The 19,492-nt window shown below is 67.9% G+C and carries 18 protein-coding genes; 7 read left to right on the forward strand and 11 right to left on the reverse strand.

Annotated elements, in window-relative coordinates; translation table 11 throughout:
- Positions 1 to 8 precede the first annotated feature (8 nt).
- The 3 genes from G3N62_RS01835 to gstA all read right to left on the reverse strand — a co-directional run bounded on the left by G3N62_RS01835 (position 9) and on the right by gstA (position 2,484).
- Positions 9 to 1,301 carry a TolC family protein gene (locus tag G3N62_RS01835; RefSeq protein WP_124670139.1) on the reverse strand — a complete coding sequence of 431 codons (1,293 nt, stop codon included), beginning with the start codon at positions 1,299 to 1,301 and terminating at the stop codon, positions 9 to 11.
- Between the two features lie 91 nt (positions 1,302 to 1,392).
- The gene (locus G3N62_RS01840) at positions 1,393 to 1,779 is read right to left on the reverse strand and encodes a hypothetical protein (RefSeq protein WP_124670140.1); all 387 of its coding nucleotides are present in this window, start codon (positions 1,777 to 1,779) and stop codon (positions 1,393 to 1,395) included.
- Between the two features lie 72 nt (positions 1,780 to 1,851).
- Complete coding sequence (gstA, locus tag G3N62_RS01845; protein WP_124670141.1) at positions 1,852 to 2,484, reverse strand: glutathione transferase GstA; 633 nt, start codon at positions 2,482 to 2,484, stop codon at positions 1,852 to 1,854.
- 136 nt (positions 2,485 to 2,620) lie between these two features.
- Here gstA and G3N62_RS01850 point away from each other — a divergent pair, with 136 nt between their 5' ends.
- The 4 genes from G3N62_RS01850 (at position 2,621) to G3N62_RS01865 (ending at position 5,862) form a co-directional block, all read left to right on the forward strand.
- Positions 2,621 to 3,001 carry a helix-turn-helix domain-containing protein gene (locus G3N62_RS01850; RefSeq protein WP_124608144.1) on the forward strand — a complete coding sequence of 127 codons (381 nt, stop codon included), beginning with the start codon at positions 2,621 to 2,623 and terminating at the stop codon, positions 2,999 to 3,001.
- Positions 3,002 to 3,024: 23 nt separating this feature from the next.
- Positions 3,025 to 3,393, forward strand: coding sequence for a hypothetical protein (locus G3N62_RS01855; RefSeq protein WP_034188610.1), 369 nt, complete (start codon positions 3,025 to 3,027; stop codon positions 3,391 to 3,393).
- 45 nt (positions 3,394 to 3,438) lie between these two features.
- Complete coding sequence (locus tag G3N62_RS01860) at positions 3,439 to 4,302, forward strand: hypothetical protein (RefSeq protein ID WP_124670194.1); 864 nt, start codon at positions 3,439 to 3,441, stop codon at positions 4,300 to 4,302.
- 180 nt (positions 4,303 to 4,482) lie between these two features.
- Positions 4,483 to 5,862, forward strand: coding sequence for an MFS transporter (locus G3N62_RS01865; protein ID WP_124670142.1), 1,380 nt, complete (start codon positions 4,483 to 4,485; stop codon positions 5,860 to 5,862).
- Between the two features lie 58 nt (positions 5,863 to 5,920).
- On the opposite strand, the gene G3N62_RS01870 is transcribed toward G3N62_RS01865, so the two are convergent.
- The 4 genes from G3N62_RS01870 to G3N62_RS01885 form a co-directional block, all read right to left on the reverse strand.
- Entirely contained in the window at positions 5,921 to 6,997 is a 1,077-nt protein-coding gene (locus G3N62_RS01870; protein WP_124670143.1) for a C45 family peptidase, read from the reverse strand.
- Positions 6,998 to 7,084: 87 nt separating this feature from the next.
- Complete coding sequence (locus tag G3N62_RS01875) at positions 7,085 to 8,668, reverse strand: DUF3138 family protein (RefSeq protein WP_124670144.1); 1,584 nt, start codon at positions 8,666 to 8,668, stop codon at positions 7,085 to 7,087.
- Positions 8,669 to 8,765: 97 nt separating this feature from the next.
- Positions 8,766 to 9,881 (reverse strand): polyamine ABC transporter substrate-binding protein, encoded by a 1,116-nt coding sequence (locus G3N62_RS01880; protein ID WP_124670145.1) that lies wholly within the window; start codon positions 9,879 to 9,881, stop codon positions 8,766 to 8,768.
- A 213-nt stretch (positions 9,882 to 10,094) separates the two neighbouring features.
- The gene (locus G3N62_RS01885; RefSeq protein ID WP_049035467.1) at positions 10,095 to 11,819 is read right to left on the reverse strand and encodes an amidohydrolase; all 1,725 of its coding nucleotides are present in this window, start codon (positions 11,817 to 11,819) and stop codon (positions 10,095 to 10,097) included.
- A gap of 237 nt (positions 11,820 to 12,056) precedes the next feature.
- On the opposite strand from G3N62_RS01885, the gene G3N62_RS01890 reads away from it, so the two are divergent.
- Positions 12,057 to 12,887 (forward strand): helix-turn-helix transcriptional regulator, encoded by an 831-nt coding sequence (locus G3N62_RS01890; protein WP_124670146.1) that lies wholly within the window; start codon positions 12,057 to 12,059, stop codon positions 12,885 to 12,887.
- 15 nt (positions 12,888 to 12,902) lie between these two features.
- Here the strand turns inward: G3N62_RS01890 and G3N62_RS01895 are convergent, their stop codons facing one another.
- The 4 genes from G3N62_RS01895 to G3N62_RS01910 all read right to left on the reverse strand — a co-directional run bounded on the left by G3N62_RS01895 (position 12,903) and on the right by G3N62_RS01910 (position 17,126).
- Positions 12,903 to 13,823 carry a LysR family transcriptional regulator gene (locus tag G3N62_RS01895; RefSeq protein WP_034188501.1) on the reverse strand — a complete coding sequence of 307 codons (921 nt, stop codon included), beginning with the start codon at positions 13,821 to 13,823 and terminating at the stop codon, positions 12,903 to 12,905.
- Between the two features lie 131 nt (positions 13,824 to 13,954).
- Positions 13,955 to 15,145: an MFS transporter gene (locus tag G3N62_RS01900; RefSeq protein WP_124670147.1), complete on the reverse strand. Its 1,191-nt coding sequence runs from the start codon at positions 15,143 to 15,145 to the stop codon at positions 13,955 to 13,957.
- A gap of 87 nt (positions 15,146 to 15,232) precedes the next feature.
- On the reverse strand, positions 15,233 to 16,696 hold the full coding sequence (locus G3N62_RS01905) for an FAD-dependent oxidoreductase (RefSeq protein ID WP_124670148.1): 1,464 nt from the start codon (positions 16,694 to 16,696) through the stop codon (positions 15,233 to 15,235).
- An 85-nt stretch (positions 16,697 to 16,781) separates the two neighbouring features.
- Positions 16,782 to 17,126 carry a cupin domain-containing protein gene (locus G3N62_RS01910; RefSeq protein ID WP_006484551.1) on the reverse strand — a complete coding sequence of 115 codons (345 nt, stop codon included), beginning with the start codon at positions 17,124 to 17,126 and terminating at the stop codon, positions 16,782 to 16,784.
- A 198-nt stretch (positions 17,127 to 17,324) separates the two neighbouring features.
- On the opposite strand from G3N62_RS01910, the gene G3N62_RS01915 reads away from it, so the two are divergent.
- Together G3N62_RS01915 and speB are read left to right on the forward strand one after the other, a co-directional pair.
- Positions 17,325 to 18,209 (forward strand): helix-turn-helix transcriptional regulator, encoded by an 885-nt coding sequence (locus G3N62_RS01915; protein ID WP_034188504.1) that lies wholly within the window; start codon positions 17,325 to 17,327, stop codon positions 18,207 to 18,209.
- A 173-nt stretch (positions 18,210 to 18,382) separates the two neighbouring features.
- The gene (gene speB, locus G3N62_RS01920; RefSeq protein WP_034188505.1) at positions 18,383 to 19,333 is read left to right on the forward strand and encodes an agmatinase; all 951 of its coding nucleotides are present in this window, start codon (positions 18,383 to 18,385) and stop codon (positions 19,331 to 19,333) included.
- Positions 19,334 to 19,492: the final 159 nt, after the last annotated feature.

A 19,492-nucleotide genomic window follows, 5' to 3' on the forward strand; every position in this document is an offset into this window, starting at 1 on the left:
GTTCTCCTTCACTGCGCGGCGGCCAGCGCCGACGGCACGACCTGATATTCGAGCTGCGCCCAGGTCCGCGACACGTCGCGCCTGAGATCGAGCAGCTGCAACTGCGCGTCGAGTTGCGCCCGCCGCGCGGCGAACGTGTCGGCGAGCGACCCCGTACCGGCCCGGTACGCGGCCATCGCGAGCTGCACGCGCTGGTCGGCGGCGGGCAGCAGCGCGGCGCTCAGGTTCGCGATGCGTTCGCGGCCGCTCGCCAGCGCCTCGGATTGCGTACGGATATCGGCCTGCACCTGGCGCAGCGTGTCCTCGTACATCAGGCGCGCCCTCGTCTCGAGGGCGGCCTTCTCGGCGACGTCGCGGTTCTGGCGGTTCTTGCGATTGAGCGGCAGCGGGATCGAGACGCCGACGGACACCATGTTCGAATACGCGCCGCCGCGCTGCTGGTACGCGATCTCCCATGTCCAGTTCGGGCTGCGCTCGCTGTTCGCGACCGCCGTGTCGGCTTCGGCCACCGCGATGTCGTCGGCCGCGGCGACGAGCGCCGGCTGCGCCAGGCGCAGCTCGTCCGGCGGCAGCGACGACACGAAGGATTCGGGTGCGGGCGGCGCTCCCGTCACGTCGGCTACCGAAACGGCCGTCCAGCGGGCCAGCACGACAAGCGCGGTGCGGTATGCCTGCTGCGCCTTGAGCACCTGATCCTGCGTTTGCGCGAGCATCGCGCGCGCCTGCACGACATCGCCGGCACCCGCCTTCGCGCCGCGATACGACGCCTGCGTGGCGTCGAGTTCGTGATTCATGTGGCCGAGCAGCGCCTGCTGAAGCGCGAGCGCCTGCTTCGCGTAGACGGCGTCGAGCCAAGCCGTCGCGGTCTGCTGGCGCACGATGGCGAGCTGCGCGAGATAGCCCGCGCGCTCACGGCCGACCTGCTCGTTGGCAAGTGCCGTGCGCAACCGCCGCTTGTCGCCGGACACCCACTCCTGCTCGATGCCGATGCGGCGCATCGTCATGAAGTCCTGGCCGACGGTGAAGCGCTGACCGCCATTGACTGGCAGGTTGTCGATACCGGCCTTGAGCATCGGGTCGGGCAACTGGCCGGCCTTGACGGCCGCTTCGGAACGCGCGAGCACGGAAGCCTGCGCGGCCTGCATCGAAGCGGAATGATCGGTCGCGGACTGCAGCGCGGCGTCGAGCGTGACAGGCGACTGCTGTGCGTGAACAGCGCCCGCCGCCAGCAGCGCGACCCACAGTACGGGCGCGCGCCGACACGCACGCCGCGTACGCGGCGTGCTGAAATCGAATGACATGGTGTAACCCCAGGTCGGAACCCAAAAGGATTCCACGTCCTGCGCACAGGACGAACCTCACCGCGTGCGCGGTGAACCGGTCAGATCGGGATCAGTTGATGCGCGGCGGGCGCCACAACCCGTTCGGGTCGCGGGCCGGGACGGACTGCGTGTAATGGAAGACGATCGTGCTCGCGAATGCGGCGGGACGGCTGACGTCGACGCGAGCGACCGGGTGATAGAGGCTGCCGAACTGACATTCGGCCGTCACCTTGCAGGCCGCGCCCTTGGCTTTGGCCTTCGCGTGATCGGCGGATGACGGCTGCATCGAATCGCAGCCGCTCATGCCGGCGGACATCGCCAGGTTCATGCCGGTATCCGGCTCCGTCGACATCGTGTGCTGCATCGGACATTCACCGGTCAGGCCGCTGGCTGCCAGCCCGGTGAGGGGCAGCACCGCGCACAGCAGCAGCAGGATGAAGGTCCGAAGCAGTTTCATGGCGGCGATTATATCCCGGCCGGTCGCTGCGCGGCGGCGCGTCGCTACGGCAGAATGACGCGCCGCCACAGCTCACTTCAGCAGGCCGTCCGCGGCCAGCGCGGCCTGCACGGCCGGCCGCGCGCGCACGCGCTCGTACCACGCGCGCAGATGCGCATGGCGGCTCAGGTCGATATCCGCGTTGTACACCGAGCGCATCCAGTCGGCCTTGCCCCAGCCGGTCAGCGCGAACAGGTAAGCATCGGCGACCGTGAACGTGTCGCCGGTCACGAACGTCCGGCCGTCGAGCTGGCGGTCGATCCATGCGAAGCGGCCGTCGAGTTTCTGTCGGACGGGCTCGACGTACTTCCCCGCCTGCACCGCATACAGCAACGGGATGAAGCCCTTGTGGATCTCGGTGCCGAGGAAGTTGAGCCATTCCATCAGCCGGTAACGCGCGAGCGTCCCATGGGCCGGCGCGAGCGCGGCTTCCGGGCGCTGGTCCGCGAGATACTGCGCGATCACCGGCCCTTCGCGCAGCATCGTGCCGTCGTCGAGTTCGAGCAGCGGCACGTAGCCGAGTTCGTTCACGTCGTAGTAGTTGCGGCCGTCTTCGACGACGTGCTTGCGCGCGTCGACCCTGACGATCTCCGCGTCGATGCCGCCTTCGCGCAGCACGATGCAGATCGCCTGCGAACAGCTGCCGGGAGCGTGATAGAGCTTCATGCGTATCCTTCGTGGGTAGTCCAGGTATCGATTCGCCGCGACGCGGGCGCTAATATCTCGCATCGGCGCACGGCTGGGAAGACGGCAGTCGTTTGTGCCGTAGTCACAAAAAATTTACCGACCAGGGTTCAGCACGATGAAAACGAGTGCGACAGGATGTTCCGTTGAAGAAGCGATGCGCCTGCTCGGCGGCCGCTGGCGGCTGCTGCTGGTGTCGTATCTGCTCGACGGGCCGCGGCGCTTCAGCGACCTGCGCCGCGACATGCCGGGCATCTCGCAGCGCATGCTGACGCTCGACCTGCGCGCGCTGGAGGATGCGGGGCTCGTGAAGCGGACCGTCTATCCCGAAGTGCCGGTGCGCGTCGAGTACGATCTCACCGCGGACGGCGACCGGCTGCGGCCGGTCGTCGAAGTCATGCGCGAGTTCGGGCTGTGGCTGAAGGCGCGCGACGAGCAGGCCGATCCGACGCCCGACACCGCGGCCACGATCGAAACACGCATGCATTCCCCCCGATAATCTTCATGCAGGAACCGACGTTCATGGAACTTCACGCTACCGTCGGCGCGGCGACGTCCGACCTCGACGACGACGAAAGCTTCGCCAACCTCTACTGTCACGATGCGGAGCAGGACTACTGCTTCGCGCTGTCGCGCTTTCCGGACGACGCGCTGATCGAAGTGATGGTGCGCGACCAGGTCAACCTGCGCGTCAAGGATCTGTCGGTGCGCCTGACCGACGATGCGATCGACGTCGAGATCGAACCGGGCATCGCCGCGCGGCTCGACGGCCACACGCGCTACGTGATCCATCTCGCGCCCGGCCAGTACGATCCGGTCACGCTGCGCGCCGCGCTGAAGGAGATCTTCGTCGGCAAGAGCGGCTATCGCGACGACAGCACGCAACGCTGACCGGCTGCCCGCATGCGCCCCTTCGCTTCGCTCCGGCACCCGCTCGTGACGCACTCGCCGCGGCTCCGCCCGCTTCCCCGCGTCGCCGCGCTGCTGCTCGCCGCGTGCGCATCGATCGCCCCCGCCGCGCATGCGGCCAAGCCGCTGCTCACGTTCAAGGTCGACGACACCGTCACGGCCCGCGTCGAACGCGCCGACAGCGCGCGCATCACGGTCCGCTTCCTGCCGAGCGGGAAAACGCAAACGCTCGACGTCACGGCCACCGACGAGGAGGGCCACTATCACCTCGCGACCGACGACTACAACTTCGACGGCCACCGCGATCTCGCGGTGCATGCGCTGCTCGGCATGGTCAACGAAAGCTACGGCATCTACCTGTACGATGCCGCGCGCCAGCAGTTCGCGCCGCTTTCGATGCCGGCGGGCAACCTGCCGCACGGCAGTTGCGACGAGCTGATCAACGTCGACGTGAAACCGAAGGAGCGCACGTTGTACAGTTCGTGCCGCGGCGGCCCAATCTGGTATACCGATGCGTACCGTTTCGACACCGCCGGCAAGATGTATCTGTACCAGTCCAGCGAAGCGGTACCTGACGACCTGCGCACGCTCCTCGACGACGACAACGGCCCGGCGTCGATGCTGCTGACCTACGACGAGCACGGCAAGCGTGTGTCGCGCCGACCGCAGGCGTATGGCGGCGGCAACGTGACGTTCAAGGTACATCCGGCGCGCCTGCCGCTGCACGACGCAATGATCGATGCGCCCACGCGCCGTTATGTCGTCGCGGGCGACACGGTGGAGGTGATCGACGCGAGCGATGATTTTCAGTGGCTGAAGGTGCGGTATCGCAATCCGCACGCGGGTGTGGTGCAGGGCTGGGTCAGGGCGAAGGAAGCGATGGCCGACTGACGCACGACGCGACACGCACCGCCCTTTCCCACATACTGAACGCCAAACATCCCATTAATAGGGATGCCTGTCCAAATGTTGACGCGCGTCGCGCCACGGTTCTAACGTTCGCCCCAACGCCATCCGATTCGGCCGCCCCGCTCGCGGGCGCCGGCCGGGCAGAGAACACAGGAGACGACCGTGGCCCAATCCGCGTCACGCACCCATGCAACCCCGCCTGAGCGCTCGACCGCGCATGGCGGTACCACCCCCGAATCCACGCCCCGCTCAACCGCAACCACCCAGCCGAGCCGCAAGCGCCTGCTGATCCTCGCGCTGCTGTTCGTCACGGTCGTGATCAACTATCTCGACCGCAGCAACCTGTCGATCGCCGCACCCGCGCTGTTCAAGGAACTGAACATCGATCCGGTCCGCGCGGGCCTGGTGTTCTCCGCATTCGGCTGGACCTACGCGCTGATGCAGATTCCGGGCGGCTGGCTCGTCGACAAGGTATCGCCGCGCGTCCTGTATGCGGGCGCGCTTGCGCTGTGGTCGGCCGCGACGCTGCTGCTCGGCTTCGCGGGTTCGTTCGTCGGGCTGATCGTGCTGCGTCTCGCGGTCGGCGCGCTGGAAGCGCCGGCCTACCCGATCAACAACCGTGTGGTCACGACGTGGTTCCCGACCCGCGAACGCGCAAGTGCGATCGGCGGCTACACGTCGGGGCAATTCGTCGGCCTCGCGTTCCTCACGCCGGTGCTCGCTTGGCTGCAGGTGCACCTCGGCTGGCACATGGTGTTCGTCGCGACGGGCCTTGCCGGCATCGCATGGGCCGCGATCTGGTATGCGGTATATCGCGAGCCGCGCGCGTTTCGCGGCGTCAACGCGGCCGAGATCGAGCTGATCCGCGACGGCGGCGGGCTCGTCGATCTGGAGGACCGTGTCGCGGCACGCAGCGAACGCGCGCCGTCGACGTGGCGCGACCTCGGCGTCGTGCTCGGCCGACGCAAGCTGTGGGGCATCTACCTCGGCCAGTTCGCGCTGAACTCGACGCTGTGGTTCTTCCTCACGTGGTTCCCGACCTACCTCGTCAAATACCGCGGGATGGATTTCATCAAGTCGGGCTTCCTCGCATCGCTGCCGTTCCTCGCCGCGTTCGTCGGCGTGCTGTGCTCGGGCGTGCTGTCGGACTGGCTGATGCGCCGCGGCGCGTCGCAGGCCTTCGCGCGCAAGCTGCCGATCATCTCGGGGCTGCTGGTCTCGACCTGCATCATCGGCGCTAACTACGTGTCGTCGACGGGCTGGGTCATCGCGTTCATGACGATCGCGTTCTTCGGCAACGGCTTCGCGTCGATCACGTGGTCGCTCGTATCGGGGCTCGCGCCCGCGCGGCTCCTCGGCCTCACGGGCGGCGTCTTCAACCTGATCGGCAACCTGTCCGCGATCGCGACGCCGATCGTGATCGGGTTGCTGGTCGACGGTGCCGACTTCTCGCGCGCGATCACCTACATCGCCGCGATGGCGCTCGCCGGCAGCCTGTCGTACGGGCTGCTCGTCGGCAAGGTCGAACGCATCGACGCATGAGCGTCACGAGGGCGGCCCATACGAGCCGTCCCGGCCTTGCCGCTGTCCGCGTGCCGCGTCAGAACCGCGTGAACCCGTCGCGCGCGAGATCGTGCGGATTGCCGGCCACATAGTCGAGCGCGCACGCATCGGTATCGATGCCGACGGTCAGCAGCGTTTCCCAGCGCTCGGTGTCGGGCATCGACGGATCCGGGTGGAAACACACGACGGCCGCGTCGCCGGCCGCACCGCACATCGCCGCCGCGCGTTCGCGCACATCGGCGCCCGTCATGCCCGTCACGACCTCGTTCAGGTACGCGAAGCGTTCGCGCGTGGTGGAACTGTCGGGCATGCACTCGCCGCCGCTCAACGCGCGATCGAGGAAGTGGTTCGTGTGCAGCAGCCAGCCGTCCGGGCGCGGCACGACCACACCGACACCCGACGGGCTCAGTTCGATGCTCGCCGCACGCGGGTTCGCGTCGTGCCGCGTGAACACGGTCAGCACCGTCGATGCGCTCACGCGCGCGGTGCGCGCGAGTTCGATCGCCTCCTGCACCGTCGTCGCCTCTTCGAGCAGACGCCGCGCGATCGCATGCACGGGCACGCCCGCGCTGCCGTCGTCGCTCGCGTGATGCAGGATGTTGAAGTGCAGCCCGAGCCCGGCGCTGTTCACGCCGAGCTTCCCGAGCATCCCGAATTCGGCGAACAGCTTGACCGTGCGGCCCTGCGGCGTCGCGAACTGCATCAGCAGCCCCTGCGGCGCGAGGCTGTCGTGCCAGTCCCACGTCTGCAGCGTGCGCGGCGCGTGCGGGCCCGCCGGCGCGTAGACGGTCGTCGAGCATTCGCCTTCGGCCGACGCGGGCGCGGTCGCGAGAATCTCGGTGCGCGCGTTCAGGCACGCGAGCTGCCAGTACGGCAGGTCGACGCCCTCGGCGATCGCCTCGACTTCGGCAGCCAGGCGTGGGCACCATGCGTCGAGCGCGGCGAGGCTCGCTTCGCCGATCGCCCGCGCGCGCTGCGGCTCGACGCCGAGCTTCGGGAAGAACGCGAGATAGCGCGCAACCGTATCGCGGATCGCGGGCGCGAAGCGCGCGCCGATCAGACGGCCCCGCTCATGCGGATCGGTGATGTCGGTCGCGAATGTGTGCAGCTTCAAGATCAAACCTCCTGTGTCGAATGAGACCCGGGCCGGCGCGGCCCGCAAAGTGTTTCGCTATACGAACAAATCGGCACGCGCCGGCCGTCAGAACGAGTAGATGAACTGCATCCCGGCGAGGTCGTTGCTGCGCGCGTACGTGCCGTTGCTCTTCAGGAACACCGGATGGTTCGCCGCGTCGTGGCGGTATTCGACCTTCACGGTGATCTGCTGCGTCGGATAGAACAACAGGTCCGCCGTGATCGCATAACGCCGCGCGCCCTTGCATTCGGTGCCGTTGGTCGCCGAGCCCTGGAAGCACGCCGGATCGATGCCGAAGCCGCTCGTGCCGTTCACCGACGGGTTGCCGCCCGCGAGCCCGTACTGGATGTTCGTGCCGCCGCCGCCGTTCGACGTGTTGTTCAGGTAGTCGAAGCGCAGCGTCGCGCCCATGCGGCCGACCCACGACGTCGTCCACTTCGTATGGCCGAGCAGCGACATCCCGTACCAGCGGGCCGTGCCGCCGTTCCACGCGCCCTTCTGCAGCTCGCCATAGTCGACCTGCGCGTTGACCTGCGTCTTGTCGTGCGTATAGGTCACGTCGGCTTCCACGTACTTGTAGAAGCCGGTCGGCGACGCGCCGTTGCACTGGTAGCCGTAGCCGCCCGCCACCGCGCACGGCGAGAACAGCGACTGCCGGCCGAGCATCCCGGAGATCCCGAAGTCGAAGGCCGTCGACGTCGCGTTGTCGAAGCGCGCGGTGATCGTCGGCGTCCAGTTGGTCTTGGTCGTGTTGTTCGCCGCGTTCGCGATCGCACCGGCCGTACGCAGCACCTCGTTGCCGATCACGACCTGCCAGAAGCGCGTCATCGCCGCGTTGGACCCCTTCAGCCCGATGCCGATCAGGTTGCCCGGCTCGCTGAAGTCGTACAGCAGCCCGTGCGTGAGCGTGAGCATCTGGTTCGACGGCTGCACTTCGTAACCCGCGAGGCTCGGCATCATGCCGATCTCGAACGTGCGCGTCGTGGTGAGCGGCACGTTGACCTGCGCCTGCGTGACGATGTTATTGCCGACGCCGCCGTGCGAATTGCCGAACACGTTGCCGAAGCCGCGGTTCGGCTGGATCACGATCTCCGCGGACGGCGCCATCGGGCCGACGCCGAAGGTCTTCTTGATGTCGAGATAGACGTCGCCGATCGTGCTGTTGTAGTAATCGTACGCGCCCGGGTCGTGGTTCAGGAACTGGAAGCCCGACGTACGCTGCGCGCGGTTGAACAGGTACACGGGATCGACGTAGCCGGTGATGCTCAGGCCCGCGAGCGGGCCGGTCGTCGCGGCTTCCTGCAGCGAGTCGACCTTCAGCGATGCATTCGCGATCTGCTCGCGCATCTGCTGCAGGTCGTCGTTCGTGAAGGCAGGCGCGGAATCGGCGGCCGGCGCGGCGGCCGCCGCCGTGCTGATCGAACCGATCTTCACGCCGCCCGAGGCGGCATGGGCCGTTGGTGCGGCGCCGGCAGGCTGCGCCGCCAGCATGCTCGCGCGCAGCTCGTTCACCTGCTGCTGCAGCGCGGTGACCTGCGCCTGCAGCGCCTTCATCCTGCTCGCGTCGGTCGCCTGCGGCGCCGTGTGCGCCATCGCCGAAGCCGCTTCGAATGCGAGCAGGCACAGCGCCGTCATGTGTTTGATCTTCATGTTCTGGGTGGTCGTCGGGACGAGCGCGCCCCCGCCCGCCGCGATCAGCGGCGGGGCGCGCGAAAGGTATGCGGGAGTGCGGGAGGCGGTGGCCGGCTTACTCGGTCTTCAGCTTCGTCCAGAGACGGTTCTGCAGACGCATCAGCTCGGGCGGAACCGGCTTGCTGAGGCTCAGCCGGCGGATCACGTCGGCGGGCGGGAACACGGCCGGGTCGCTCGTCACTTCGGCGCGCACGAGACGCCTCGACGACGGCACGGCGGACGGATACGACGTGTCGTTGGTCAGGTTCGCGCTCTCCTGCTCCGACAGCACGAAGTTCACGAACTTCAGTGCGGCGTCCGGATGCGGCGCATCCTTCGGAATCGCCATCATGTCGAACCACATCGCGCTGCCCTCGGTCGGAATCACGTACTTGATGTGATACGACTTCTTCGCGGAAGCGGCCGCGATCCGCGCGGAGTTCACGTCGCCCGACCAGCCGAGCGCGAGGCAGATGTCGCCGCCCGCAAGATCGTTGATGTAGCTGCTCGAGTTGAACTGCGTGATGTACGGCCGCACCGTCTTCAGCAGCTCATAGGCGGCCTGGTAGTCGGCCGGGTTCGTCGTGTTCGGATCCTTCTTCAGGTACACGAACGCCATCCCGAACGCATCGACCGGCGAATCGAGCACCGACACGCCGCAGTGCTTCAGCTTCTGCACGACCTTCGGATCGAACAGCAGCGACCAGCTGTCGAGCGGCGCATCGTTGCCGAGCGCCGCCTTCACCTTCTCGACGTTCATCCCGAGCCCGTCGGTGCCCCACGTCCACGGAATGCCGAACTGGTTGCCCGGATCGTCCTTCGCCAGCACCTTCATGATTTCCGGATCGAGCAGCCCGTAGTTCGGCACGTGGCTCCGGTCGATCTTGCGGTAGATGCCGGCCTGCAGCTGCCGCGCCCAGAAGATGTCGGACGGCACGACGACGTCGTAGCCCGACGTGCCCGACAGCAGCTTCGCCTGCAGCGTCTCGTTCGAATCGAACTCCTGGTAGACGACCTTGATGCCGGTCGCCTTCTCGAAGTTCGCGATCGTCGCCTTGCCGATCGAGTTGCCCCAGTTGTACACGTTGACGACGTCCGCCGCGTGCGCGACGGGCGTGCCGGCCCACGCGACCCCGCCCAGCGCGAGCGCCGCGCATGCCGTCCCCAGATGCCGTTTCCACTCCCCTGCCATGTTTTCCTCCGTCGGTATCGTGATCCGCTCCCGGCGAGCGGTGGTTGCTTCGGTCCGGGAAAATGTAGCCAGAGGAAATTGGCCGGTCTGCCCTGCCAATAGGGGGACACGCGTCACAATCGGCGCATCCGGTTCCGGCCGGGATGCGGCGGCCCGCGAAAACGGAAGCCGCCTGAAAGCCGGCGTCACCGCGTCGTCAGACGGGATGCCCGGTCAGGACGCCTGGATCCCCGTGCGTGCCCCGAAATCGTTGCCCACGTGCGTGATGCGGCCGCCCATCATCGTCAGCCCGACGTCGATGCGGCCGATGTCGTATTGGCCGACCTCGAACAGGTCGTTCTCGAGCACGACGAGATCCGCGCGCTTGCCGGGTGTCAGCGAGCCGACCTCGTGCTCCATCCCGAGCTGGTACGCGCCGTGGATCGTGTACGCGGCGATCAGCTGCGGAATGCTCAGACGCTCGGCGATGTCCGGAAACACCGGCGCGTCGGGTTCGCCCGCGAGCTGGCGCGTGTGGCCCGACTCGATGTGCTCGAGCGGCTTGTGCTGGCAGCGGCACTGGCACGCGAGGCCGTCCATGCCGATCGATACCGTCACGCCTGCGTCGAGGAACGTGCGGAACTTGTACATGTTGCTCCAGCGTGCGTGGCCGTAGTGGTCGCGCAGCTGCTCGGTGTACGCGTCGACCACGCCCCACTGCAACTGCGTGTTCGCCATCACGCCCGCGCGGCGAAAGCGCGGGATGTCGTCCGGATGCGTGAGAAACGCGTGCGTGATCACGTGGCGGCGGTCGCGCGGCGGGTTCGCGCGGTTGACCTCGTCGAAGCCGTCGAGCGCCATTCGCACCGCCGCGTCGCCGACGCAATGGACCATCACGTTCGCGTTCGCGCGATCGGCTTCGACCAGATAGCGGTTGAACGTGTCGGCCGGCATCGTCGGCGCGCCGCAGGTGTCGGGGCGATCCGCGTACGGTTCGAGCAGGTAGGCGGTGTGGTTCGCCTCGGTGCCGTCGAGGAACAGCTTCAGCGCACGCGCCTTCACGAGCGGCGAATCGTACTGCTCGCGATACCGGACGAGCGTGCCGACCGGATCGTCGATCTCGCCGATCACCGCGACGCTGCCCACCACGCGCAGCTTCAGGTCGCCCGCGCGCTCCAGCGTCTGCAGCGTCTCGTACAGCAGCGACTGGTCGCCGCTCGCGTCGAAGAAACCGGCATCGAACACGGTCGTCACGCCGGCCGCGCACAGCTTCTTCTGCCACGGCGGAATCGATTTCAGGTACAGGTCGATGCCGGTCGGCAGCAGGCCGGCCGCGCTGATCCGCTGCATCAGCAACGAATACGCGGCGCCGTCGACGATCAGGCCGGTCGGCTCGCCCGTCACCGCGTCCTTCTCGAACCAGCTCGCGCCTGCCTGCACGGGCGGCGTCGACGCGTCGATACCGGCGATCTCCAGCGCCTTCGAGTTCACCCACATCGAATGGAAATCCGTCGACAGCAGGCACACCGGGCGATCCGCGCAGATCGCGTCGAGCGTCTCCTTGCGCAGCATGGCTGGCGGGATCGTCGCCTGCACCCAGCCCATCCCGGTGATCGCCGGCTCGTCCGGATGCGATTCGACGTAGGCACGCAGCGCGCCCAGCACCTTCTGCGGATCCTCGTGATTCACGAACGCCTGGAACGCGAACGCGGTCGTCTCGAAGTGCCAGTGCGACTCGACGAAGCCCGGCAGCACGAGCCGGCCGGCCGCGTCGACGACCTTCGTCCGCGCACCGACATACGCCTGCACGGCCGCCACGTCGCCGACGTGGACGATCCGGCCGTCGCGCACGGCAACGGCCTGCGCCCACGGCCGGTGCGGATCGACGGTGTAGACCTTCGCGTTGGTCAGAACGAAATCCGCCGGCGTCGCGGCGACCTGCGTCGGTTGAATCTGCATTGCCTGTCCTCGGTGGTCATCAGGTTTTCGAAGTGCTTTCACTATAGACAGACGATTCGCACCGGTATGCCCCCCCGCCGCGGGGGCTTCGGCGAATTCACGCCGCCGCGTATCCGGTCTTGTCGTCGTTTTGGGGACAACGCGCGAAATCCGCGGGGTTGACCGGTGAATACCCGGCTGACGCACGCGCGGCGTTCGCGTAACGTCGCGCTGTCCCCTGACCGCCTGCACCCGACCATGCGACTGCTCCAGCCCGACCCCGCCGCCCGCGGCCACTACCTGATCGGCGTGCGCCCCGACTCGCTCGGCGCGACGCTGCGTGCGGTCGGCACGCCGGATTTCGTCGGCGCGGTCACCGCGTTCGTCAACGACAGCATCCACGCCGACGCCGTGCACCTCGAACGCTGGCGCGCGGACGCGGGCAGCACGTCGGGCTTCGTCGTCGAATGGCTCGGCAGCGGCAGCCTGCGTGTCGCGGCCGATACACTGCGCGTGATGGATATTTACTACCAGCACTATTGCCAGACCGACCCGCTGGTCGCGCCGCTGCGCGGCAAGGCCGGCACGCTGCTCGTGCAGCGCCATGTCGACGGCATCGCGCAGGGCGAGTTCCGCCGGCGCATCTTCGACGAACCCGGCATCGCGCAGGAATGCCTGCTCGTGCACGGCACCGCGCACCTGCAGTACGCGCTCGGGCTCGCGCGCGCCGTCGGGCGGGCCGCGTTCACGACGGACGAGCTGTTCCATTTCCGGCAGATGGTCGATCTGCTGTTCCCGATGTTCGAGCTGCATGCGCGTACCTGCGCGGCGCGGCGCGTGGCAACGGTATCGGTGAACGTCGAATCGCAGGCGAGCTTCGACGCGCGCCTCGAACGCCAGGACGTGCAGTTGTCGCGCCGCGAGCACGAGATCTGCCGGCTGATGCTGTGCGGGCGCTCGGTGCCCGAGGCGGCGCAGCAGTTGGACGTGAAGCTGTCGACGGCCGAGTCGTACGTGAAGCGCGCGTTCGCGAAGCTCGGCGTGCGCACGCGCCGCGAGCTGTTCGACTGGACGCTCGTCGACTGCTGAGCGCGCGGCCCGGATTTACGCGGCCAGCGCGGCCGCCTTGATGTTGAAGGCGCGCAGCAAGTCCTCGCAGAACGCGTCGACGATCGGCTTGTCGCTCGTGCTGCGCTTCATCGCGAGATGCAGCGGCACGTCGAAGCTGAACGTCGCGCGGCCGACGGCCTTCACGAGCCCGCGCTGCTCGAACGGCTCCGCGTAATGCGCGGGCAGATAGCCGAGATGGCCGCCCGACAGGATCAGAATGGTCGCGGCCTCGATGCTGTCCGCGCTCGCGGTCACGCGGCGCTCCGGCAACGGATACTGCTCCTCCGGCACCGGGTAGGTACGCCACACCCAGTCGTGAAGCTGCAGATCGTCCGCCGTCACGGGCCGCGACGCATGGAACAGCGGATGCCCGCGCCCGCAATAGATCACCTGCTGCTCGGTGAACAGCGGCGTATAGAGCAGGCCCGGCACGCGATGCCAGAAATAGCCGATCGCGAGATCGAGCTGGTTGTTGACGAGGCTTTCCTCGAGCTCCTGCGGCGAGGCGACCTTCATCGAGAACGTGACGGCCTGGTCGCGCTGGCGGAACGCGCCGATCGCGTCGGCCACCCGCGCGTTCTCGACGAGCGGCGCCTGGCCGATCAGGCCGATCGACAGCGTGCCGACCAGCTTGCGGTCGATGTCGCGCACGCGCGCGACGAATTCGGAGGTCGCCGCGACGAGCGTACGCGCCGTGGCCGCGAAGCGTTCGCCCTTCGACGTCAGCCGAAAGCCGCCGCGCCCGCGATCGCACAGCTTGAAGCCGACGCGCGCCTCGAGCGCCGACAGCTGCGTGCTGATGGTCGACTGCCGCACGCCGAGCGACGCCTCGGCAGCCGTGATGCCGCGTGCGTCGACGACGGCCAGAAAGACCCGGATGAGCCGGAGATCGAGATCGGTGGTATTCGAAAACATGCGTCAAGCCGCTGCGCGTACGCGCGTTGCCCGGCCGGCACGGCGCGCCTCGCGCGCCCCGCCCGCCGCCTTCGCCGATGAACCGAACGGGACGCGCGCCGCCATCGGCAGCGGCGCGCGTCGCAACCCTGTCACTCCGATACCGCCGCGAGCGGGCGCGCGATGCCGAACACGGCCGGCCGCAGCCGCCCGTAGCAGAGGAACGCCGCCGCGCACAGCGCGATCGCCGCGATCAATGCCGACTGCGTGCCCGCGCGCTCGATCAGCGACCCGCCCGCGACCGAGCCCACTCCATAGCCGAGCGCGACGCAGCCCGGCGACAGCGCGGCCGACTGGCCGATCAGGTCGTACTGCGGAATCGTCGCGTAGATCAGCAGCGCGCCGCCGGTCCAACAGCCGATGAACACGATCGCGCCGAGCGTGAACGTCGCGACCGACGCCGGCATCGCGAGCAGCACGGCCGCGACCGCGCAGCCGCCGAGGTTCACGAGCGTCCAGCGACGCAGGCCCGCGCCCGCGCCGAGCTTCGGCATCGCCGCGCAGATCACGAGGCTCGCGACGTTCGCGATGCCGAGCACGAGCGACACCGACTTGCCGCTCAGGCCCGCATCGGTGCCGATCTTCTCGAGGAAGGTCCATACGACGCCCACGCCGCCGTACAGCGCGAGCTGCGCGCACAGCACGAGCATCGCGCCCTGGCGGTCGATGCGGCCGGCAACCCCGACCGGCGTCGGCGCGGCCATCGTCTCGCCGCGGCGGAACAGCGGCGTCGCGAGCACGAACACGCCGAGCACGCACGCGACGAAACCGAACACGCCGCGCGCGCCCCACGTGCCGCTCAGCATCGGGAAGACATACGCAAGCAGCACCATGCTCCACATCACCTGCCCCATCAGCATGATCCCGAGATTGCGTTCCGGCGCGCGCGAATACGACAGGTAGCGCAGCGCGATCCCGTTCAGCCCGCCCGAGCCGACGCCCGCGATGAACTGCAGCGTCGAATAGGCGGCGAGCCCGTGCGTCGCGAGCGTGCCGAGGTTCGCGCCGGCCGCGAGCGTCACCGCGCCCGCGAGCACGAGCCGGACCGGCTGGCGGCCGAGCACGAACGCGACGAGCAGCGTACCCGTCGATTCGCCGAGCACCTCGATGAAGCTCGACAGCCCGAGCGCCGCTTCGCCGAAGCCCCAATGGCGCTCGACCTGTCCGACGATCGCGGGCAGGCCGAGAAAGACCGTCGGTCCGAGGATGCCGAGCAGCAGCATCACGACGACGAACAACGCGCTTTCCTGCCGCGCTTCATCCTGCAGATTCACAACGTTCATGCGATGTCTCTCTCCGTGTCCGCGGCGCGGACCGTCTCCTCGGGGGAGTTGGATATGGCGGCGGCCCGGGCCGGGCCGCCGTGTCGCTTACATCGGGAAGCCCATCGCCTTGAGGCCGCTGATCCACGCGCGCTTCCAGCCGCCTTCGGCATCCGCGCCGTCGAACGCGTGGAACGTGATCTTCGCGGCGACCCAGCGCATCGGCTCCGGCGGGATGTAGCTCGGGCTCTGGTTCGCGATGTCGAGCTTGCGCTCGGGGCTGTCGCGGTCGAACAGGATGTTCAGCCCCATGAACGCGCCGAACCGGCTCGCCGCGACGCCGAAACCCGTATAGCCGGCGACGAACACGGCCTTGCCGCCGAGATAGCGTTTCGCGAACACCGAGCCGCGCGAGCAATAATCGATCGGGCCGCCCCATGCGTGCGAGAAACGCACGTCGCTCAGTTGCGGGAACGTGCGGTAGAACGCTTCCGCGAGCCGGTAGTACGTTTCGCGCCGGCCGTCCTGGTGCGGCTCCGGATCGCCGTCGAAGTGATAGCTGACGAGGCCGCCGAAGATGATGTTGTCGTGCTTCGTCAGCCGGAAATAGTTGAGCTGCGTGCGCGTGTCGTACACGCCCTGGCGATTCTTCCAGCCGATCCGTGCGAGCTGCTCGTCGGTCAGCGGCTCGGTGGCGAGCACGTGATCGCGCACCTGCATCACGCGGCGGTTGATGTCCGGAATCCCGACCTTCGCGGTGCCGCTGCCGAACACGACACGCGGCGCGCGCACGCTGCCCTTCGGCGTCGTCACGAACACCGTGCCGCCTTCGTCGGTCACGGTCGTCAGCGGCGTGTGCTCGTACAGTTTCACGCCGAGCGACAGCGCCGCGCGCTTCAGCCCCCACGCGAGCTTCGCCGGATGCACGATGCCGCTGCGGTTGCGCGACCACAGCGCGCCCGCGAACAGCGGCGAATTCAGTTGTTCGAGCGTTTCCTCGCGGTTCAGCAGCACGACGTCGTGGCCGTACTCGCGATGCAGGTCGTAGTCGCCCTTCAGGTGCGCGAGGTGCTCGGGATCGACCGCCACCGTCATCTCGCCGTTCCACTCGATGTCGGCGTCGATGTCGTAGCGCTTCAGCGTTTCCTCGAAGCCATCGAGGTTGTGATGGCCGAACGCCTCGAGTTCCGCGATGTCGTTCGGGAACACGCGCACCGCATTCGGCAGCCCGTGCATCACCGACGTCGAGATGATCCCGCCCGCTCGGCCCGATGCGCCGTGCGCGACCTTGCCCGCCTCGATCAGCACCACGTTCAGGTGCGGCATCTGTTCCTTCGCCTGCACGGCCGACCACAGCCCCGTGAAGCCGCCGCCGACGATCAGCAGGTCGGCCGTCACGTCGCCGACGAGTTCCGGCTCGGTGGCCGGCGCGGCCGGGTTGTCGAGCCAGTACGGGAACAGCCTGGTATTCGCGAGCGCCGCCTCGACGCCCAGCGCGACCGGTGCGACCGGCGTGCCACGCGGCGCCTGCACCGGCGCGGTCTGTTTTGCTTCGTTGACTTCCATTTCCATGATCCCAGCCATCACACGCGAAAAACGAAACCGCCGCCGGATGCGCGTCACACGGACGACGACACCCCGGCGGCGGCTTCGGACATCACGACTGTTCGAGCAGCACGTAGAACTTCTTCGCGTCCTCGATCGTCTCCCAGCGGCCCGCGAAGCCGGCCGGCAGCAGGTAACCCTGGCCCGGCGTGAATTCCTTGCGGTTGCCTTCGACGTCGGTCAGCGCGATCCGGCCCTCGACGAGCCACACCGCTTCGTCGGCCGCGGTTTCCGGAAACTCCACCGAGCCGGCCTTGCCTTCCCACCAGCCGACGATGTAGTTGCCGCTCTTGCCTTCGGCCGCGCGCCAGTCGCTTTCGTCCATCCCGAAGTCGAGCTTCGTGAATTCGCCCACGCCTGCGCCCAGCGGCAGGATGTCCTTGATCAGTTTGGTCATCGGAATCTTTCGTCTCTTGATTGAAAAAAGCAGAAACAAAGTTACTCATTTACACTGCCCCGGTATGCCCCCCTTCAGGGGGGACAAACGATGTTTTGCGGGGGCGCGCAGGTCGGCAGGACAACCGACGGTGTTTCCCCCTAATGACGTTTTCCGTTGCCGACGCTACAATCGCGCCGCTTTTCACCGGGGAACCGCATGCTGCTCAACGTGAACCCCTTCCACCGCGACAACGACCGCTTCAACGTGTCGTTCAAGGCGCTGGGCGAGCTGATCGAGACGGTCGGCACGCCTCACTTCGTGCCGCGCCTCACGCAACTGCTGAACGACGTCGTGCCGCTCGACGTCGCGCACGTCGAACGCTCGCGCGTCGACGGCACGATGCCCACCGGCTACCGATGCGAATGGATCGGCAGCAGCGGCATCGGCACCGCCCCTCATGAAATCTCCGACGTGATGACGCTCTACTACGAGCGCTTTCTCGACAGCGACCCGCTGTTCGCCGGGTTGCGCGGCAAGACGGGCACGATGCTCGTCGTGCGCGACATCGCGGCGATCCCGCCCGGCGAATTCCGTCAGCGGCTGTTCGACGACGTGCAGATCGGTCACGAATGCGTGCTCGCGCGCGGCACGCGCTATTCGCAGCACTCGATCGCGCTGGAGCGCGGCCGCGACCGGCCGCCGTTCACGCTCGCCGAGATGAACCGCTTCCGCGGCATCAGCGACGTGCTGTTCCCGCTGCTCGAACTCCACGCGTCGACCACCGCCGTGCGGCGCGTCGCGCATCCGACACCGGAGATCCATCCGCTCGCGCAGTTCGACGCGCGCATCGCCGCCGACGGCGTGAAGCTGTCGAAACGCGAATACGAAACCTGCAAGCACCTGCTCTCCGGCAAGACCGTGCCCGAGACCGCCGGCATCCTCGGCGTGCGCGTCGCGTCGGCCGAGTCGTACGTGAAGCGCGCGTTCGCGAAGCTCGGCGTGCGGACCAAACGCGAACTCGCCGCGTGGGGCTCGGCCACCACCGCGTTCCCTTCCGCCGGATCGCACGACGCCGCCACGCCGCCCGTCCTCTCCCGCTGACCGCCCGCCGCCCGCGCCGGCCGCGCGGCCGCCTTCGGTTGCGCGGCGTCGATGCGGCGGCGCCACTCGCATCGAGACCCGTCGATGTAAACGTTGCGACTTCAAAATCTTCGCGCGGGCGTTCTCCTCTACCATCGGCCGATCGCTTTACCCTGGAAAAAGGAGACGGCCCCATGCCCCGCGAACTCAATCAACCGATGGGCGGCAACGACATGCCGCGTTTTGGCGGCATCGCCACGATGATGCGGCTGCCGCAGGCCGCGACGACCGACGGCCTCGACGTGTGCTTCGTCGGCGTGCCGCTCGACCTCGGCACGTCGAACCGCTCGGGCTCGCGCTTCGGCCCGCGCCAGATCCGCACCGAATCCGTGCTGCTGCGCCCGTACAACATGGCCACGCGCGCGGCGCCGTTCGATTCGCTGCAGGTGGCCGACATCGGCGACGTCGCGACCAACCCGTACGACCTGAAGGACTCGGTGCGCCGCATCGAGGAGGCCTACGACGAGATCGTCGCGAACGGCTGCCGGCCGATCACGCTCGGCGGCGACCACACGATCGCATGGCCGATCCTGCGCGCGCTGCATAAAAAGTACGGCAAGGTTGCCGTCGTGCATATCGATGCGCATGCGGACGTGAACGACACGATGTTCGGCGAGAAGATCGCGCACGGCACGCCGTTCCGCCGCGCGGTGGAAGACGGACTGCTGCAATGCGACAAGGTCACGCAGATCGGCCTGCGCGGCACCGGCTACCACGCGGACGATTTCGACTGGTGCCGCGAGCAGGGCTTCACCGTCGTGCAGGCGGAAGAATGCTGGAACAAGTCGCTCGTACCGCTGATGGCGCAGGTGCGCGAACGCGTCGGCGACACGCCGGTCTACCTGAGCTTCGACATCGACGGGCTCGACCCGTCGTTCGCGCCCGGCACCGGCACGCCGGAAATCGGCGGCCTCACCATTCAGCAGGGCCTCGAAATCGTCCGCGGGATGAAGGGCCTGAACATCGTCGGTGCGGACCTCGTCGAAGTGTCGCCGCCGTACGATCCGGCCGGCACCACCGCGCTCACGGGCGCGAACCTCGCGTTCGAGATGCTCTGCGTGATGCCGGGCGTCGCCTACCGCTAACCCGACCGACAGGATGACCCCCATGTCCATCGCCGAACTTTCCCGTTCCGCAACCGCGTTCGTGCTGCCCGCCGCGCGCATCGCCGGCCAGCCGGTCCGCACGCATTCCGACACGGCCGGCGCGCCGATCTTCAACGCATCGACCGGCGACGCGATCGG

The organism is Burkholderia sp. Tr-20355 (genome assembly GCF_017104685.1).
In the GTDB taxonomy this organism is placed as follows: domain Bacteria; phylum Pseudomonadota; class Gammaproteobacteria; order Burkholderiales; family Burkholderiaceae; genus Burkholderia; species Burkholderia seminalis.

Excerpts from the sequence above, each read along its gene's own strand:
- G3N62_RS01875 (WP_124670144.1), bottom strand. The coding sequence starts at position 8,668 with ATGAAGATCAAACACATGACGGCGCTGTGCCTGCTCGCATTCGAAGCG.
- G3N62_RS01895 (WP_034188501.1), bottom strand. The coding sequence starts at position 13,823 with ATGTTTTCGAATACCACCGATCTCGATCTCCGGCTCATCCGGGTCTTT.
- gstA (WP_124670141.1), bottom strand. The coding sequence starts at position 2,484 with ATGAAGCTCTATCACGCTCCCGGCAGCTGTTCGCAGGCGATCTGCATC.
- G3N62_RS01910 (WP_006484551.1), bottom strand. The coding sequence starts at position 17,126 with ATGACCAAACTGATCAAGGACATCCTGCCGCTGGGCGCAGGCGTGGGC.
- G3N62_RS01850 (WP_124608144.1), top strand. The coding sequence starts at position 2,621 with ATGAAAACGAGTGCGACAGGATGTTCCGTTGAAGAAGCGATGCGCCTG.
- G3N62_RS01890 (WP_124670146.1), top strand. The coding sequence starts at position 12,057 with ATGCGACTGCTCCAGCCCGACCCCGCCGCCCGCGGCCACTACCTGATC.
- G3N62_RS01835 (WP_124670139.1), bottom strand. The coding sequence starts at position 1,301 with ATGTCATTCGATTTCAGCACGCCGCGTACGCGGCGTGCGTGTCGGCGC.
- G3N62_RS01900 (WP_124670147.1), bottom strand. The coding sequence starts at position 15,145 with ATGAACGTTGTGAATCTGCAGGATGAAGCGCGGCAGGAAAGCGCGTTG.
- G3N62_RS01885 (WP_049035467.1), bottom strand. The coding sequence starts at position 11,819 with ATGCAGATTCAACCGACGCAGGTCGCCGCGACGCCGGCGGATTTCGTT.
- speB (WP_034188505.1), top strand. The coding sequence starts at position 18,383 with ATGCCCCGCGAACTCAATCAACCGATGGGCGGCAACGACATGCCGCGT.
- G3N62_RS01905 (WP_124670148.1), bottom strand. The coding sequence starts at position 16,696 with ATGGAAATGGAAGTCAACGAAGCAAAACAGACCGCGCCGGTGCAGGCG.
- G3N62_RS01840 (WP_124670140.1), bottom strand. The coding sequence starts at position 1,779 with ATGAAACTGCTTCGGACCTTCATCCTGCTGCTGCTGTGCGCGGTGCTG.
- G3N62_RS01880 (WP_124670145.1), bottom strand. The coding sequence starts at position 9,881 with ATGGCAGGGGAGTGGAAACGGCATCTGGGGACGGCATGCGCGGCGCTC.
- G3N62_RS01915 (WP_034188504.1), top strand. The coding sequence starts at position 17,325 with ATGCTGCTCAACGTGAACCCCTTCCACCGCGACAACGACCGCTTCAAC.
- G3N62_RS01855 (WP_034188610.1), top strand. The coding sequence starts at position 3,025 with ATGGAACTTCACGCTACCGTCGGCGCGGCGACGTCCGACCTCGACGAC.